The following is a 17,584-nucleotide window of genomic DNA, read 5'->3' as shown; positions in this document are numbered from 1 at the left end:
TAGCTCTTTTAACTACTTAAAGCTTTAGCATTATCCTATTTAAAAAAGAAAGCCGAGCACTAGTGCTCGGCTTATCCTTCCTCTGTATGAAAAGGTTTTTGTAACCTTGTATGGAGCCAGATTCTTTCCACTTCACCTTCTGTGTCTGTGTCAATTACGTAAGAACCGTTACTATAGCGCTCACTTAGAGGCAGCTCTAGTGGTGATAAAACGAGAGAGGTACCTTTTCGCGTTCGTAAAGCAACTTCGTCTAATTCATGTAGTAGCTCTAAACCAATTAAACGATGTGGTTTAGACTTTAATTCACGAAGCATGACAGAACCTTTTTTAGCTCGTGAAGATTTATCGAATTGATCTATTTTCATTCTTTTACAAGCTCCCCTTTGGGTCATCACAAATAGGTGCTCTTGTTCCTTCCATTCAGGGAAGACAATACCATTCACCACATACTCGTCTTTCTTCAATTGAATGGCTTTCACTCCAGCAGCTCGTTGGCCAATTGCTGAGACTTCTGTCTCGTCATACCATAGGCCATATCCTTTATTCGTTGCAATAAACAGATTACTGCTACCATTTGTTAGATGGACATTAAGTAACTGATCATCGTTCTTTAAATTTAAAGCAATGAGAGGTCTCGTGTATCGTTGTGATTGATATAAATCTAAACAACTTTTCTTTACCATTCCATTTTTTGTAAAGAAGATCAAGTTTTGTTTGGCATCAAACTCTCGTATTGGTATTGCCTTCACAATCTCTTCCTCTTTATCCGTAGAGGTAATATTGGATATATGTTGGCCCAGATCCTTCCAACGAATTTCAGGCAACTGATGTACTGGTATTGGCATATAGCGACCTTTATTTGTAAACAGTAATAGATGATCTGTCGTATTTATCTCAAACAAACTGAGTAGATAATCGTCATCTTTCATCATGAAATCATCGATCGAGGAGGCACTATAAGACCGAATGCTCGTTCTTTTCACATATCCTTGATTGGTGACAGAAACCACAACGTCTTCACTTGCAACGGTCACTTCTACATTTATTTTAAGTTCCTCTATTTTATCCTCAATAACAGTTTTTCTTGGATCTGCATATTTCTTTTTCATTTCACGTAAATCTTTTTTAATGACAGTGAGCAATTTTTTCTCGTCGTCTAAAATGAGTTGCAACTCACGAATAGCCTCTCGCAGTTCGTCTGCTTCCTTTTCTAATGCGGTAATATCTGTATTCGTCAAACGATATAATTGTAATGTTACAATCGCTTCTGCTTGCTCTTCTGTAAAACCGTACAATGCCTTGATTTGATTTTTGGCATCTTGCTTGTCCTTAGATGCACGTATCGTTTGAATAAGTTCATCTAATATGGAAACCGCCTTTATCAAACCTTCTACAATGTGTGCCCGCTTTTTCGCTTTATTTAAATCAAATTTGGTTTGTCTTGTAACAACATCCTTTTGATGTGAAATATAGGCATCAATAATTTCCAATAACCCTAACAGTCTAGGCGTCTTATCTTTAATCGCCACCATATTAAAGTGATACGTAATCTGCAGGTCTGTATTTTTATATAAATAATTGAGAATCCCTTGACTATCGGCATCCTTCTTTAATTCCACCACAATTCTTAAGCCGGTTCGATCCGTTTCATCTCTTACTTCTGCGATTCCTTCGACTTTTCGGTCTATTCGTAATTCATCCATTCGTTTGACGAGAACGGCTTTATTCACATCAAATGGTATCTCGTCGATCACAATTTGTTCTCGACTCGCCTTTAATGGTTCAATTTTCGCCTTTCCTCTAACTACTACTTTCCCTTTTCCGGTCTCGTACGCTTTTTTTAAGCCTTCCTTTCCTTGGATTATTCCTCCTGTTGGAAAATCTGGCCCTTTGATAAATTGTAACAAGTCATCAATGGTTACACTTGGTTTTTCTAATTTTTTAATAATGGCATCGATGACTTCACCTAAGTTATGTGGAGGTATTTCTGTTGCATATCCTGCAGAAATACCTGTAGAACCATTCACAAGAAGGTTAGGAATTTTTGCAGGCAGAACAACAGGTTCTTCAATTGAATCATCGAAATTAGGAATAAATTCTACCGTTTGTTTATCAATATCCCGGATCATTTCAGCCGCAATTGCTGATAACCTTGCTTCCGTGTAACGCATTGCAGCTGGGGGGTCGCCGTCTAAACTACCGTTATTTCCATGCATCTCTACTAGTTCGTTTCTTACCTTCCATGTCTGACTTAATCGAACCATAGCCTCATAGACAGAGGAATCACCATGAGGATGATAGTTACCAATGACCGTACCTACTGTTTTCGCTGATTTTCGGAATGGTTTATCATGTGTGTTCCTCTCTTCGTACATTGCATACAATATTCTACGTTGTACCGGCTTTAAACCGTCTCGTGCATCCGGAAGTGCACGATCTTGAATGATATATTTACTATACCGACCAAAACGATCTCCCATTACTTCTTCTAATGGTAGATCAAGATATTTTTCTTCTATTGCCAAAGGTATTCCCCCTAAACGTCCTTATATTTGAATATTCTCATTATCAATAATATTCTCATCTTCATCTAAACTAAACTGCACGTGTGATTCAATCCATTTTCTTCTTGGCTCTACTTTATCACCCATTAGTGTCGTAACACGCTTTTCTGCTCGTGCCAAGTCATCGATTGTTACGCGAATTAAGGTTCTAGATTCTGGATTCATCGTTGTTTCCCAAAGCTGCTCTGCGTTCATTTCACCAAGACCTTTATAGCGTTGTAGTTGATAGCCTGTTTTATATAACTTAGTGATCTTTTTCATTTCCTCTTCATTCCATGCATATTCTATCTTTGCTTTGGCCCCTTTACCTTTTGTTATTTGGTAGAGTGGTGGTAGAGCTATAAATACTTTACCTTCCTCAATAAGTGGTCGCATATAACGATAGAAAAAAGTAAGTAATAAAACTTGAATATGAGCACCATCTGTATCGGCGTCTGTCATGATGACAATTTTATTATATTGGATATCTTCAATGGAAAACTCACTTCCGACACCTGCACCGATCGTATGAATAATGGTAGAGATTTCTTCATTTTTCAGAATATCGACAAGCTTTGCTTTTTCTGTGTTAATTACTTTACCTCTCAGTGGTAAAACGGCTTGAAATTTCCGATCCCTCCCCTGTTTTGCAGAGCCTCCAGCTGAATCTCCCTCCACTAAATATAATTCATTCTTTGCAGGATTCCGTGATTGGGCTGGTGTAAGCTTCCCACTTAATAAAGCATCTTTACGCTTTTTCTTTTTCCCACTCCTTGCTTCTTCTCTTGCTTTTCGTGCTGCAAGCCTCGCTTCTTTCGCACGAATGGCCTTCTTGATCAACATCGAGCTAACATCTGCATTCTCTTCAAGGAAATAGAGTAAATGTTCTGCCACAATCGTATCGACAACGGATCTAGCCTCTGCTGTCCCGAGCTTTCCTTTTGTTTGACCTTCAAATTGAAGCTTCTCTTCTGGAATTTTGATCGAAATGACTGCAGTGAAGCCTTCACGTATATCATTTCCTTCTAAATTCTTATCCTTTTCTTTCAATAAATTAATTTTACGAGCATATTCGTTAAAGATTCGTGTAATCGCTGATTTTGCACCAATTTCATGGGTTCCACCATCCTTTGTCCGAACATTGTTAACAAAAGAAAGGATGCTCTCCGCGTATCCATCGTTAAATTGGAAAGCAAAATCAAGCTCCATCCCTTGCTGCTCTCCTTCAAAATTCACGACAGCATGTAAAGTATCCTTATCCTCATTCAGATATTCAACAAAATCCTTTAGGCCTTCTGGATAATGATACGATTCTTTTTCGTTTTCATTTCTTTCATCGATTAGCTCGATTGTAATCCCTTTGAGTAGAAAAGCTGCTTCTCTTAGTCTTTCTGCTAATATGTCAAATTGATAAACATCCGTAGAAAAAATCGAACGGTCTGGCTTAAAGGTAATGGTAGTACCCGTTTTCTTTGTTTTGCCTTTTTTCTCCAGAGTCGTTACAGGCTTTCCACCATTTTCAAATCTTTGATAGTATAGATGACCATCTCGTTCAATTTTTACCTCTAACCATTCAGATAAAGCATTAACAACGGATGCCCCGACACCATGTAGCCCTCCACTCGTCTTGTATCCACCTTGCCCAAACTTACCACCAGCGTGCAAGACCGTCAGAATAACCTCAGGAGTCGGTCTACCGGTTTGATGCATCCCTGTTGGCATACCTCTACCTCTATCCTGAACCGTAATACTTTGATCTTGATGAATGGTCACACGTATAAGGTCTCCAAAACCGGAAAGCGCTTCATCAACTGAATTGTCCACAATTTCAAACACAAGATGATGTAACCCTCTCGCATCCGTACTACCAATATACATTCCTGGGCGTTTCCGAACAGCTTCTAGCCCCTCTAATACCTGTATTGAATCATCCGAATAGGCTGTATTCTTCACCATAAAACACTTTCTCCTTCCGCACATATAGGAAACCTAAGTTTCTTCATTCTTTAAGTTCCGTTTATTACTTCTATAGTATCGAACCTACGTTCTGTTTGTAAAGTTATTTATTACATAAGTATCGAATGAGCAACTTTTATACAACGATCCATGATGACCTCTTTACCATGTTGTTGTAGAAATTGATAGGCAGATTCATTCACAACCCCCTGTTGCATCCAAACATAAGGAGCTTTAACTTGAACGATTTCTTCTGCAATTTCTTCTAAATATTCTGGTCGTCTAAAAATATTCGTAAGTTGAAAATCTTCTTTAATATCAAGGACAGATGCATAAGCCTTTTCCCCTAATACATTGTCAACATTTGGATTAACGGGAATTATCTTATAACCTGCATTTTGCATGGCCAAAGCGATTTGGTAGGATGTACGGTAAGGCTTATCAGATAATCCTACCACTGCAATCACTTTAGTTTCACTTAGTATTTTTTTCATCAATTGCTTTTCTTGATCCATGTTCATAAATAACACCTCATTTTATTGATTAAACCATTTTCCGCCAATCCATGCAAGTATAGCTATTATTTTATCGGAAAGTTTGACGACCTTGTCAAGTGATATTTCATTATTTTTGGTTTATAAACAGTCGGTTTATGAAAAAAATAATGAGAGAATATACTTTTTTTAAAGAATACATGATAGAATGGGGATACTACTTGTTAGTTAGGAGTATACTGATGGACTATTTTATTTTTATCGTTATTGCATATTTGCTTGGTTCAATACCTACAGGTTTAATAGTAGGAAAAGTCGGCTTCAAAATAGATATAAGAGAGCATGGTAGTGGGAACCTTGGCGCAACAAACACCTTCCGTGTCCTGGGAATAAAAGCAGGTATCATTGTAACGGTTTGTGATATTCTAAAAGGTACTTTAGCTGCAGTATTGCCCGTGATCTTTCATGCAGAGCAAGTTTATCCACTAGTAGTCGGACTATTTGCTGTGCTAGGTCATATCTTCCCGATATTCGCTAAGTTTAAAGGAGGAAAAGCAGTTGCAACCTCTGCAGGGGTTATCTTAGGTGTTAACCCATTATTATTTATTATCATGATATGTAGCTTTCTAATCATCTTATATATATCTAAATATGTATCTTTATCATCAATGGTTACTGGTATTATTACAATAATCGTTACGATCATTCAGCAAGAGGTCGGTTTAATGATTGTTACAAGCATCTTAACTATCGTGGTTATTTATCGGCATAAGGCGAATATCAAGCGAATTATCAACAAGACAGAACCTAAAATAACATGGATGTAGAGTTGAATGAAAGGGGTCTTACAGAATTACAGATCTCTTTTTTTATACGTTAGAATAAGTATAAAACTTCTACACAGTAGAAGTTTTCACACTGCTATAATTTTAAGGTATAGGAAAAACTATGTAAATGATCTTGCTAATCAGTTTTTAAAATTGAATAATAAGCCATAATTAAGTATACTAATAGGATAATTGTATTAGTTTGAAAGGAGCTTATCCATGGATCGTAACTATCCAATTCAGTTACCAAATAAATTAGAAAGACATAAACTATTCGGATCAGTAGAACCAGGTGAGAAAACGAAACCGACAGAAAAGGAAAAAATGCCAGACTTACAAAATACGAAAAAAGATTTTTTGTTCGATATAGATCACGTGGGGATAACCAATGTGAAACACCCTATCCTCGTTAGTAGTGAAACAAAGCCAACCACCCAAACAACGATTGGTACCTTGACGATGACCTCATCCATTAAAAAGAATCATAAAGGAACAAATATGAGTCGATTTACCGAGCTACTTCATGACTATTCTAACGGTGAGCCATTTGATATATCTATTAATAAACTCAAAGCATTTACGAAGGAGTTAACCGAGAAGTTGGAACAGGAAGATACACAATTACAAATTTCCTTCCCATGGTTTTTCGAGCGCAGTGGTCCAAGCTCAGATAAGACGGGGATGAATCACGCAAATGCCATGATCACTATCCACTATCACAAAAACACAGGCTATCAATTAGAAGTGGCATTAGAAGGAACGGTAACAACACTTTGTCCATGCTCTAAGGAAATCAGTGAGTATAGTGCTCATAATCAACGCGGCATTGTAAAAATGGCTGTAAGACTAGCTCCAGATTATGCGGAGGATCAAAAGGATTGGAAGCTTGCATTATTAGAAGCTGCGGAGAGTAATGCTAGTGCTCGAATCCATCCTGTTTTAAAACGTCCAGACGAAAAAATGGTAACAGAACAAGCATATGAGAACCCTCGTTTTGTTGAAGATATGGTGAGACTTGTTGCAGCAGATCTATATGAATTACCTTTTGTAGAACAGTTTTCTGTAACCTGTCAAAATGAGGAATCGATTCATCTCCATGATGCCATCGCTACTATTAACTATGATAAATCACTTGCGAGATAGGCGATGAAAAAGATTTTTATTGGTTTGATACGGTTTTACCAGAAATGGATCAGTCCAATGTTTCCACCAAGCTGTCGCTTCCAACCGACGTGTTCGCAATATAGTCTGGAATGCTTTCAGCAATTTAATTGGTTCAAAGCAACCTATTATTCCATAAGGCGTATCTTGAAATGTCATCCATTTCATCCAGGTGGCTATGATCCTGTCCCAATTGAAAAAAAACACACAAAAACGACCGAGTGATAGCTTTCACTCGGTTTTTATACTTCCATACCCGACAACGGTTAATTAGCTAAACCGATTAGGCTATTTAGTACTGGGATGAAATTTTTCCAGTTGATCCCATTGTTCTTCTGCAAACAAGATTTGTTTTTGGCGATCTCCGAACAGATCAAAATGAGGATACCGCTCATCTCGGTGAATCCATTCTTCTCTCAAGCCGTACTTACTACCCCATTCGGATAATTGTTCGTAATTATTGCAACCAACCTTCGTGACAGAAGTACATCCTGGAAATCTGTCATCTAGCCAATAGTGGGTTAAAAAAGCAATTTCCCCTCTGTCTACTTTTCTTTTCCATTTGTTTAACGTATTACGATCTATCCCAAATGCCATTACTGATTGTCCTCTAATGCTTGTTGATACGCATGATGCCAATGAGGAAACTTTTTTCTGAGAGATAGTGGTTTAAACGTTTCTTTATCGACTATTACGTGCTGCGTTTTTCCTGTAACTGCAACTTCCTTTTTATCATTTAAAATCCGATAGCCGTAGGTTGTACGAATCCCATTATAGTCTTCTATCCATGTCTCTACAAAAGCATCGCCGCCATAGCGAATCGGCTGTTTAAAAGAGATATTAGCATCCACCACTGGAGAAACCACTCCTTCTGCTTCCATCTCGTGATATTGAAATCCGAGCTCTTCAATAAATGCTGTTCTTCCAATTTCAAACCAAATTAAATAGTTTGCATGATAGACTACTCCCATTTGATCTGTTTCTTGATATCTTACTTTTATTGGTGATGTTACTTTCATTGTTCAATCCCCCTACTTGATTTCCATGCTAGTTCAAAATCTTCCTTCTTCAATAAGGCAAGTTGATTATAGGAATCTGAATCTATATCCATACGTAATGCTTGGTATTGAATGGCTTCATTAATTAAATTCACGACAAATCGGCCATTTCCACTAATCCTTGCATTTGAAAATTGCTCTAGCAAATAGTCTTGAACGTTTGGAGCTAGCTCATATTGATAGGCATCTATATGGTATAAAACCATCTCCAGTAATTCTTCCTTCTTATAGTCTTCAAAATGGAAGTATTTTTTAAACCTAGATTCTAAGCCTGGATTACTTTTAATAAACCGTTCCATTTCCTCTTTATAACCCGCTAAGATGACGACTAGATTTTCATTATGTTTGGTCATTTCATCAACTAATGTATCGATTGCTTCTTTACCGAAGTCCTTTTCACCTCGAAATAAAGCATAAGCTTCATCAATGAATAGTACGCCACCTAGTGCCTCTCTTATTTTATTTTTTGTTTTAATAGCAGTCTGTCCTACATAACCTGCAACTAGATCTCCTCTAGAGGCAATGACGAGATGTCCTCTTTTTAGTAGTCCACAATCCTTTAAAATCTTCGCAAATATTTTAGCAACCGTCGTTTTCCCTGTACCCGGATTACCAGAAAAGACGGAGTGTAACTGAATAGGGACATTTGGAAGATCCATTGCTTTTCTTTTTTGTTGGACTTTAACAAATGCCGAAAGCTTCTTCACTTCTTCTTTGACATGATTCAGACCAATTAATTGATCTAATTGCTTCATTGGGTCCTCGGAATTTCTCTGTTCATCTAACCGGTTGATGTCATGCGCGGTAATTCGCATGTGTTCAATCCAATTTTCTTTATCAGGCATGTTTTGAGTAGCGCCCATATAGAATATTACTTTTAATACTAAATCTCTTACCGTTCTCGCATTACCAAAGGATTCGTCTACTCTAGAGTTTTCGATTAATCCTTCGAAGGCTCGTAATGCATCCACTGTGAAAAAATAATCATTTTGTAATGCTGTTTCTTCCGCTATTTTGACTAATTCATTATCGGTGTAATCGGGTAGTTCAATAAAATTACCCTCTGGAAATCTACTTCTTAAGCCGGGGTTAGACCAAAGAAATTGATTCATTTCCTCTGGATAGCCTGCTATAATTACTGCAAATTTATTCGCATATTCTTTGGCTGTCATACTGGAAACTAATGTATCAATAACGGCTTGTCCATAATCATTACCCGTTTGGTCAGCACGCTTTAAATTATAGGCCTCATCAATAAACAAAACACCACCAAGTGCTTTCTTAACATAATTCAAGGTATTTTCTTCACTTTGTCCCATAAAAGAGCCCACTAATTGGGAACGATTCACTTCAATTAATTCATTGGACTCCAGCAATCCGAGCTGATAGTAGATGTTAGCTAGTAACCGTGCAATAGTAGTTTTACCTGTACCCGGATTTCCAGTAATCACCATGTGGAGACCTTGCTCATCAATCATCTGAAATCCTGCTTCTTTTCGTCGTTTTTGGTACTTGAGGTAGTGATAATATTGATTAATATATGCTTTTACTTGGGTTAACCCTATCATCTCATTTAGTTCTGTAAGAGGATCGGTCTCTGTTTCCTCTTTTAGAAATGATGGCAATGCTTGATAAAAAAACTGAATTAATCTCGTTAGTTTTTCAATTTCTTCATTATAAGAAGAGATTTCTTGAATCGATTTTTTTTGCTCAAGTCCGTGACTAATCATGTTCGCAATATCGATTAATTTTTCTACCTGATCAAAAATCGACGATGCGGCCGTTTTTATTTCTGACGTTCCTTTTGGTAGATAGCTTTGCAATGATTCAATATTCTCTAACTGTTTAATGAGTGCATTAACCTTTTTTAATTTAACTGGATCAAAGTCCGTCTCACGCACATAGTATTGTGAGAGATCTATATCGGTTAATTGATTATTTAGATACAAATATTTTTTTAATGATTGAACCTCTTCTACTACCGGATGATCTGTTTCTGTCATTAATTCAGTCAAAGATGAGTTCAAATGGTCATCTGTCACGTTGCGTTTTAAACGATAATAAATCAGCATAGCATAGAGAATGGCTAAGGCATCTTTACTTTCTAAACGGAGGGTATGTTGGTTAACTTCATCCATGATCCGCAAAAGCTCTACTTCTGTGAAAGGTGGATTCTTTTCTATATTCGTCCAACTATATATTTTCTCTTTTATTTTATCTATATTATTCAAATCATTTATCCCCCTTTATTTATCACAATCGATAGAAAAAACCTCTTAGTTCGCTAAGAGGAGACAATGGTTAGCTATTAATCTCGTGGAAAATTTGTTCCATCTGTTCAAGTGTCATGGGACCTCTCACCATTTTTACAATTTCAAGTGTTTCCGAATCAATGAAAAAGGAGGAAGGTACTCCAATAATGGAATAATTTTCGTATGTAGTCCCATCTTCATCTAAGAGAATTGTAAATGCATAACCACCTTCCTCCACGAATGGTCTAATCTTCTCGCGTTTCGTTTCAGTGGCGGTAGCATTAATGGCTAGGACTTTTACTTGATCGCCATACTTATCCTCAAACTGTTGAATGGCTGGCATTTCCTCTACACACGGCTTACACCAAGTCGCCCAAAAATTAACTAAAATAAGGTCCTTATCGACATCTGATAAAGATAATTGCTGACCTTGTAAATCCTTTAAGTGAAAGATTGGGGCAGTATCTCCTTCTTCCAGTACCTGATGATTAGGTGAAGTGATCATACCACCTTCAACTGATGGATCACCTGTGACATCAAATTCATTCGGTCCAGTATCTTCATTCGAGTTATTAGTGAAATTAGTATAGATAACAATGCCAGTTAGAATGACCAGAATTCCTAGTCCAATTATATTTTTCTTCATTATGTTTCATCCTTTTATATATTCCATTCTCATTATAAGCTAAACGATGGCGTTCGTCTAATAATCCAGTTAGTTTTACTAACAATAGTTAACATTTAACCTAACAAAAAGAGACAGCCAAGAAAATGGACTGTCTCTTCGTATTTACTATTAATTAGCAAGTTTGTTTCGTAATACCATTTGTAGAATGCCACCATGGCGATAGTAATCAATTTCCACATCACTATCAAAACGGGCAATTACTTCAAATTCAGTAGTTTTACCAGCTTCATCTGTTGCAGTTACTTTGATTAAATCACGAGGTTTAACAGTTTCATCAATTAGTACCTCAAATGTTTCCTTGCCAGTAAGTCCAAGTGAGTCTGCACTATCTCCTTCTTGGAACTGGAGTGGTAATACACCCATCATAACTAGGTTGGAACGATGAATACGTTCAAAGCTTTCAGCAATTACTGTTTTAATTCCTAAAAGATTTGTTCCTTTAGCCGCCCAGTCACGAGAGCTTCCCATACCATAGTCATTTCCTGCTAATACAACAAGTCCAGTACCATCTTGCTGGTATTTCATTGCTGCATCATAAATAGGCATTACTTCATTATCAGGCCAGTATGTTGTAAATCCACCTTCCGTCCCTGGAGCCAATTGGTTCTTAATACGGATATTTGCAAATGTACCACGCATCATCACTTCATGGTTTCCACGACGAGATCCGTAAGAGTTAAAGTTACGAGGTGATACACCATTAGCTTGTAAATATTTACCTGCTGGCATATCCTTTGCGATCGCACCAGCTGGTGAAATGTGGTCTGTTGTCACAGAATCTCCAAATTTACCAATTGCACGCATTCCGGAAAGTGTTTTTACTTTTCCTGCATCCTTGGAAAGTCCTTCAAAGAACGGAGGATTTTGAATGTATGTTGAATCACTATTCCATGAATATAATGGCTCGTCGGTTGTGTCGATTTCATTCCATTTTTCATTGGAATCGAACACATTCTCATATTCTTTACGGAAAATTTCCGGTGTTACAACTTTATTAACTTCCTCACGAACCTCATCCATTGATGGCCAAATATCATTAAAGTATACATTATTGCCGTCTTTATCCTTGCCAATTGGATCATTTTTAAGGTCGATATCAACCGTTCCCGCTAGTGCATATGCCACTACTAATGGTGGTGAAGCCAAATAGTTAGCTTTTACAAGTGGATGGATACGCCCTTCAAAGTTACGGTTACCAGATAACACAGAAGCAACTGTTAAGTCATTATCAGCAATACCCTTTTCAATTTCTTCACGTAATGGACCAGAGTTACCAATACATGTTGTACAACCATAACCAACAAGGTTAAAGCCTAATTGATCTAAGTATGGCATTAGTCCAGAGTTTTCTAGATAACTAGTAACAACCTTTGAACCTGGTGCCAATGAAGTTTTGACATATGCAGGCACTTCCAGCCCTTTTTCGACAGCTTTTTTCGCAAGTAATCCTGCTCCTAACATTACGTATGGGTTGGATGTGTTCGTACAAGAAGTAATTGCAGCAATCGCAACTGCTCCTGTTTCCATGACAGACTGCATGCCATTAGGATGATCGATTTCTACCTTTTTATCAAATTCTGACTTTTCTAAGCCAAACCCTTGATTTCCTGCAGGTGCAGTAATGGCTTCTTTAAAGGATTTTTGCATATCTGATAATGGAATTAAATCCTGTGGACGTTTTGGTCCTGATAGATTTGGTTCTAATTCTGATAGATTAATTTCCACTAGATCTGTAAACTCTGGATCTGGTTGATCAGCAGAGTACCATAGGCTGTTCTCTTTGCAATATTTCTCAACAAGTGCTATCTGATCTTCACTTCGTCCTGTTAGACGTAAATAACTTAAAGCCTCGGCATCCACTGGGAAGAATCCACATGTTGCTCCATATTCTGGTGCCATGTTTGAAATCGTTGCACGGTCAGCAAGTGGCATATCCTTTAATCCAGGTCCGAAGAATTCTACAAATTTACCAACTACTTTTTTCTCACGCAACACTTGTGTTACCTTAAGAGCTAAATCGGTAGCAGTCGTTCCGTTTGGAAAGCTTCCAGTAAATTTTACTCCGATTACTTCAGGTGCTGGAAAATAAGATGGCTGACCAAGCATTCCTGCTTCTGCTTCAATACCACCTACACCCCATCCTAATACACCTAAACCATTAATCATGGTTGTATGGGAGTCCGTTCCAACCAATGTGTCTGGGAATGCTTCTACTTCACCGTCTGCATTCTCTACTGCATGAACAACATTTGCAATATACTCTAAGTTCACTTGGTGGACAATTCCTGTTGCAGGTGGAACGGCACGATAGTTATCAAATGCTTTTTGTGCCCAGTTCAAAAATTCATATCTTTCTGCATTTCGTTCAAATTCTAATTCCATATTCGCTTGAAGTGCGTTCTTCGTTCCATACTCATCTACTTGCACAGAGTGGTCAATAACCAAATCTACTGGTACTTCAGGGTTAATTTCTTCTGGAGACCCTCCCATATCCACCATTGCTTTACGTAAAGAAGCAAGGTCAACTACTGCAGGTACACCAGTGAAATCTTGTAAAATAACTCGTGAAGGTTTGAATGGAACATCTTCTACTTTTCCTTTACCCCAGTTTGCTAGACTCTTTACATGGTCATCTTTAATAACACGTCCATCATGTTGACGTATTAATGACTCTAGCAATACACGAATTGAAAATGGTAAACGGTCAATTTTACTAAGACCAGCATTTTCTAATGCTTTTAACTGATAGTAAGTATACTTTTTACCGTTCAAATCAAATTCCTTTTTAGCTTGAAATGCATTCTCGTTAGTCATTTCTTAGCGTTACCCCCTTCAAAATGTTAGACCGAAAAACCGACCTATTCCTATCTCTTCAGATACTACATTATAGTATGCACCTTACTATTTTAAATGAAATCGGTTTATAAGTAAAATGATTCAACATATTTATCATAGTGAACCGTATAAGCCCCACTTAGGGTAATGGACGGTTCACATTCTATTCTGATACCATTAGTAGGAACAGGAACTAGAAGTCTCACTTTATTATATCACTAGATTCGATTCTTTTCACTCTAAGTAGATTGCTAGAATCGAGATCACGATATAGGTAGTCGAATACTAAATGTGCTTCCTTTTTTGACATCTGAAGTGATTTCTAAATGTCCATGATGGTTTTCGATGATTTGATTAGAGATCATTAACCCTAATCCTGTCCCGTGTTTCTTCGTTGTAAAAAAAGGTTCCTTCAATTTATGTAAAAGGTGTTTAGGAATACCTGGTCCCTCATCCTTGACATCAATAACACATGAATTTTCCTTTTGGCTAATTCGGAGTTCAATATTTCCACCATCCGACATTTCTTCAATCGCGTTTTTCACCAAATTAATAAACACTTGTTTCATTTGGGAGCGATCACAATGAATACTAATGTCATGGTCAACCACTAAGGATAACTCGATATTAAATAATTGTGCTTGAGTTTTTAAAAGTGTAACAACATCTGTTAGCATGTCCTTGACATTTTCTATATTTTTCTCATCTGTCATTGGTTTAGAAATAAATAATAACTCAGATGTGATCGTATTAATTTTTTCAATTTCATCCATCATAATTTTGTAATATTCCTGTTTATTATCCATTCCTGCTTGTAATAGTTGAATAAAACCTCTTAATGAAGTAAGTGGATTTCTAATTTCATGAGCGATACCTGCTGCTAATTGTCCAGCAATTGACATTTTTTCAGATCGAATAAGCATCTCCTCTGCTTGCTTCTTATCAGAGATATCCCTTGAAACAGTAAGTATTTTCTTTTCTCCATTCTCACATGTAATCACCTTCATGACCGATTCAAAAATAATATATTTTCCCATGGCATGACGGAAATGCAAATAATATTTTTGTTGTGACTCTTCCTCTACCTGGAAGGTTTTTCGAACATTTTTAAAATCGTCTTGCATGATATATCTCGAAACCGATTTTCCAATCAAATCCTGCTTCGCATATCCTAAGACACGTTCAACGGAATCTGAAACAAACCAAATCACTCCAGAAAGATCACTTATCGTGACAAGATCAGAGCTTGCTCGTTCAATTTGTTTGAGGATATCGCTTGGTAATTGGGATAGATTTGACTCTTTATCGAATGTTTGATTAGCTTTTGAATTTTTGTTGAGTCCTATATGACCTAACATGTATCCCCCTCCTCTCCATCTTAGAAAACAATTACATCCGTAACAGTGTAAAAAGTACAAATTTGTCGTTATTCATGCTATAATAGCGTGGTCCTATTCCATCATATGCGAATATTACATTTTTATGTCTATTAGTAGGATTCATAGTTATATTACTATAATTTTCCGCGAAAGCAAATTTTCTAGAAATTAGTTATATAAATAAGTGAGGGAAGACTATGACTTTTGAATTTATGATGTTCATTGTCGTTTGGACATTTATATTGATTGGACTCCTAGCAATCGGTGGCTATTTCATGTTTCGCAAATTCTTGAAAAGCCTACCAAAGAAAGATGGGAGATCTGATTTAGATTGGGAAAAATATTATTTGGAAAAGTCCAAGCATTTGTGGAGAAAGCCTGAAAAGGAATTTCTAGAAGAACTAATCTCACCAGTTCCTGAGCTTTTCAGAGATGTTGCTCGACAAAAAATAGCCAGCAATGTAGGAAAGCTTGCACTAACAAAAAAACAGTCTCAGATAACGCAAGAAACGTTAATCGAAGGATATATTCTAGCAACACCAAAAAGGGATCATAAATTTTTGAAAAAGAAGCTACAAGAACACCATATCGATGTCACTCCATATAACGACCTATTTAAGCTCTCCCCTGACGATTATAGTAATAAAAAATACACAGCAAAAGCACAAAAAAACTCTCGATAAATTTGTGCGATTGCTGTGTTCCTTTATTAGCGGTCTTCTGAGATATTGGTGATAATCGTTAACGTTACACCGATTACGGTTAAATAAACACCTAAATCAAATAACAGAGCAGTTGCAAGCTCCACTTCTCCAAAGATAGGAAAATGGAAGTAACCAAACGTTTGACTTAAGAACGGTTGCCCAAATAGGAAAGAACCTAATCCAGTAACCAGGGCAATGAGTAACCCGATGGAAATGAGCAATCGATAGTTAAGTGGTAGAATTTTGCTTAATGCTTTTTCCCCATAAGCCATATACATTAGCAGAATGGCAGCAGAGGTCATCAGCCCACCTACAAATCCACCACCTGGTGCGTTGTGTCCTGCTAATAATAAATAAACAGCGAATCCAAGCAAAATAAAGGAGATCAATACCGTCATTGTCCGTAAAATAAGATCATTTGTCCTCACCATACCATTACCTCTTTCTATTTAGAATCCTTTAAAATTAAAAAACCCTGATAAAAACGATGTTAGTTTTGTCATGAGATCGAAAAACAAGAAAAATCCCATAAAAATCATGACATAACCGCCTATTTTTACTAATTTGTTACTATTACGCTTAATCCAATTTAATTTACCTATGAAAAACGCTAGAATAAAAAAGGGAACTGCAAAGCCGAGTGAGTATGCTGTCATTAAAAGTATACCCGCTTCTGTATCTGTCGCCGCTAAAGAGATCACCGCCATTAGAATAGGCCCAGTACAAGGTGTCCAGCCAAGTGAGAAAGCCATTCCAATAAAGAAAGATCCTATAAAACCTGCTGGGCGATTTTTAAAATGAATTTTCTTTTCCTTCATTAAGAAGGAGAAATTCAATAGCCCCACGATGATCAAGCCAAAGAAAATAATGAGGATCGCTCCAACTTGTCTAATAAGGTCCTCCCAGCGAAATAAAAACTCGCCAATAAAACTTGTTGTAAAACCTAGTAAGATAAAAATGCTAGAAAACCCTAGAAGAAAGCATAACGTATGAATAATACTCTTATAATTAAACATACCTTGCTCTTCTTTTATATCATTCACGCTCATCCCGGTAATATACGATAAAAACGCAGGATATAGTGGTAGCACACATGGTGATATAAAAGACAAAAAGCCAGCGCCAAAAGCAATAAAAATGTTTATTTCCTGCACGGAAGTCACTCCATCTACCATATTCTTATTTCAAGTAGTATATTAATGGCAGTTATGGATTATGTATATTAGTTCTTAGCTCAACTGCCAAAATACCCTACATATAGCATAAAACCCTTGCTTCATAATAGCAAGGATTCTAATTCGACAATTATGTTACATTATTTATTATCCATTTGATTGTTCATGGCACGCATCATCTGTTTGATTTTCTTTTGCGATGGCTTCTGGCCCATTTGCATCATCATCGTGCGTAACATTTGTTCATTGATTGGTGGGTTTTTCTTTAAGTAGTTCATCATATATTTTCTCGCGATAAAAAAGCCAAGTGCAACACCGGCTAATAATGCAACCACGATAAATATAATCCAAAGAAAAGTGCTCATTAAAACGTTCCTCCTTCAAATTCTCTCTCATACAGTATAGTAAATGTCGATTAATAATACAAGCATCGGTAATAGAAAAATTGTGCTAAACGACAAATTTAAACAGATATGAGGCAAGTAAAAATCCTTAGCTCATGAGCTAAGGAT

General features: G+C 36.9%; 16 protein-coding genes. 4 read left to right on the top strand and 12 right to left on the bottom strand.

Going from position 1 to position 17,584, the window contains the following annotated elements; translation table 11 throughout:
- Positions 1-71 precede the first annotated feature (71 nt).
- The 3 genes from parC to ACZ5R4_RS02060 all read right to left on the bottom strand — a co-directional run bounded on the left by parC (position 72) and on the right by ACZ5R4_RS02060 (position 5,020).
- Positions 72-2,525, bottom strand: a complete 2,454-nt coding sequence (gene parC / locus ACZ5R4_RS02070) for a DNA topoisomerase IV subunit A (RefSeq protein ID WP_464368011.1) — start codon at positions 2,523-2,525, stop codon at positions 72-74.
- Between the two features lie 21 nt (positions 2,526-2,546).
- Positions 2,547-4,499: a DNA topoisomerase IV subunit B gene (gene parE, locus ACZ5R4_RS02065; protein ID WP_109984358.1), complete on the bottom strand. Its 1,953-nt coding sequence runs from the start codon at positions 4,497-4,499 to the stop codon at positions 2,547-2,549.
- A 110-nt stretch (positions 4,500-4,609) separates the two neighbouring features.
- On the bottom strand, positions 4,610-5,020 hold the full coding sequence (locus ACZ5R4_RS02060; RefSeq protein ID WP_054788427.1) for a CoA-binding protein: 411 nt from the start codon (positions 5,018-5,020) through the stop codon (positions 4,610-4,612).
- 215 nt (positions 5,021-5,235) lie between these two features.
- Here ACZ5R4_RS02060 and plsY point away from each other — a divergent pair, with 215 nt between their 5' ends.
- From plsY to yidD, 3 genes are all read left to right on the top strand, one after another.
- Complete coding sequence (plsY, locus tag ACZ5R4_RS02055; protein ID WP_109984359.1) at positions 5,236-5,820, top strand: glycerol-3-phosphate 1-O-acyltransferase PlsY; 585 nt, start codon at positions 5,236-5,238, stop codon at positions 5,818-5,820.
- 219 nt (positions 5,821-6,039) lie between these two features.
- Entirely contained in the window at positions 6,040-6,963 is a 924-nt protein-coding gene (folE2, locus tag ACZ5R4_RS02050) for a GTP cyclohydrolase FolE2 (RefSeq protein WP_277678231.1), read from the top strand.
- Between the two features lie 3 nt (positions 6,964-6,966).
- Positions 6,967-7,206 carry a membrane protein insertion efficiency factor YidD gene (gene yidD / locus ACZ5R4_RS02045; protein ID WP_277678232.1) on the top strand — a complete coding sequence of 80 codons (240 nt, stop codon included), beginning with the start codon at positions 6,967-6,969 and terminating at the stop codon, positions 7,204-7,206.
- A 63-nt stretch (positions 7,207-7,269) separates the two neighbouring features.
- On the opposite strand, the gene ACZ5R4_RS02040 is transcribed toward yidD, so the two are convergent.
- From ACZ5R4_RS02040 to ACZ5R4_RS02015, 6 genes are all read right to left on the bottom strand, one after another.
- On the bottom strand, positions 7,270-7,578 hold the full coding sequence (locus ACZ5R4_RS02040) for a hypothetical protein (RefSeq protein ID WP_109984362.1): 309 nt from the start codon (positions 7,576-7,578) through the stop codon (positions 7,270-7,272).
- Complete coding sequence (locus ACZ5R4_RS02035; protein ID WP_054859445.1) at positions 7,578-8,000, bottom strand: YbgC/FadM family acyl-CoA thioesterase; 423 nt, start codon at positions 7,998-8,000, stop codon at positions 7,578-7,580. The genes ACZ5R4_RS02040 and ACZ5R4_RS02035 overlap by 1 nt, the downstream gene beginning before the upstream one ends.
- Positions 7,997-10,270 (bottom strand): AAA family ATPase, encoded by a 2,274-nt coding sequence (locus tag ACZ5R4_RS02030; protein ID WP_109984364.1) that lies wholly within the window; start codon positions 10,268-10,270, stop codon positions 7,997-7,999. Before ACZ5R4_RS02030 ends, ACZ5R4_RS02035 begins: the two co-directional genes overlap by 4 nt.
- Before the next feature lie 70 nt (positions 10,271-10,340).
- Positions 10,341-10,937 (bottom strand): redoxin domain-containing protein, encoded by a 597-nt coding sequence (locus ACZ5R4_RS02025; RefSeq protein ID WP_054788424.1) that lies wholly within the window; start codon positions 10,935-10,937, stop codon positions 10,341-10,343.
- Between the two features lie 150 nt (positions 10,938-11,087).
- Entirely contained in the window at positions 11,088-13,793 is a 2,706-nt protein-coding gene (acnA, locus tag ACZ5R4_RS02020; protein WP_464368010.1) for an aconitate hydratase AcnA, read from the bottom strand.
- A 284-nt stretch (positions 13,794-14,077) separates the two neighbouring features.
- Positions 14,078-15,172, bottom strand: coding sequence for an ATP-binding protein (locus ACZ5R4_RS02015; RefSeq protein WP_109984368.1), 1,095 nt, complete (start codon positions 15,170-15,172; stop codon positions 14,078-14,080).
- A 218-nt stretch (positions 15,173-15,390) separates the two neighbouring features.
- Between ACZ5R4_RS02015 and ACZ5R4_RS02010 the strand changes: the two genes are divergently transcribed.
- Positions 15,391-15,876 carry a DUF2621 family protein gene (locus tag ACZ5R4_RS02010; protein WP_109984369.1) on the top strand — a complete coding sequence of 162 codons (486 nt, stop codon included), beginning with the start codon at positions 15,391-15,393 and terminating at the stop codon, positions 15,874-15,876.
- 26 nt (positions 15,877-15,902) lie between these two features.
- Here the strand turns inward: ACZ5R4_RS02010 and ACZ5R4_RS02005 are convergent, their stop codons facing one another.
- The 3 genes from ACZ5R4_RS02005 to ACZ5R4_RS01995 all read right to left on the bottom strand — a co-directional run bounded on the left by ACZ5R4_RS02005 (position 15,903) and on the right by ACZ5R4_RS01995 (position 17,437).
- Complete coding sequence (locus ACZ5R4_RS02005) at positions 15,903-16,328, bottom strand: Na(+)/H(+) antiporter subunit B (protein WP_054789275.1); 426 nt, start codon at positions 16,326-16,328, stop codon at positions 15,903-15,905.
- Between the two features lie 18 nt (positions 16,329-16,346).
- The gene (locus ACZ5R4_RS02000; protein WP_109984370.1) at positions 16,347-17,051 is read right to left on the bottom strand and encodes a cytochrome c biogenesis CcdA family protein; all 705 of its coding nucleotides are present in this window, start codon (positions 17,049-17,051) and stop codon (positions 16,347-16,349) included.
- A gap of 161 nt (positions 17,052-17,212) precedes the next feature.
- Complete coding sequence (locus tag ACZ5R4_RS01995; protein ID WP_054789276.1) at positions 17,213-17,437, bottom strand: YneF family protein; 225 nt, start codon at positions 17,435-17,437, stop codon at positions 17,213-17,215.
- Between the last annotated feature and the right edge of the window lie 147 nt (positions 17,438-17,584).

It is taken from the genome of Gracilibacillus sp. JCM 18860, assembly GCF_055395245.1.
The sequence above is the reverse complement of the archived record's forward strand: the minus strand, read 5'-3'. Positions and strand labels throughout refer to the sequence as shown.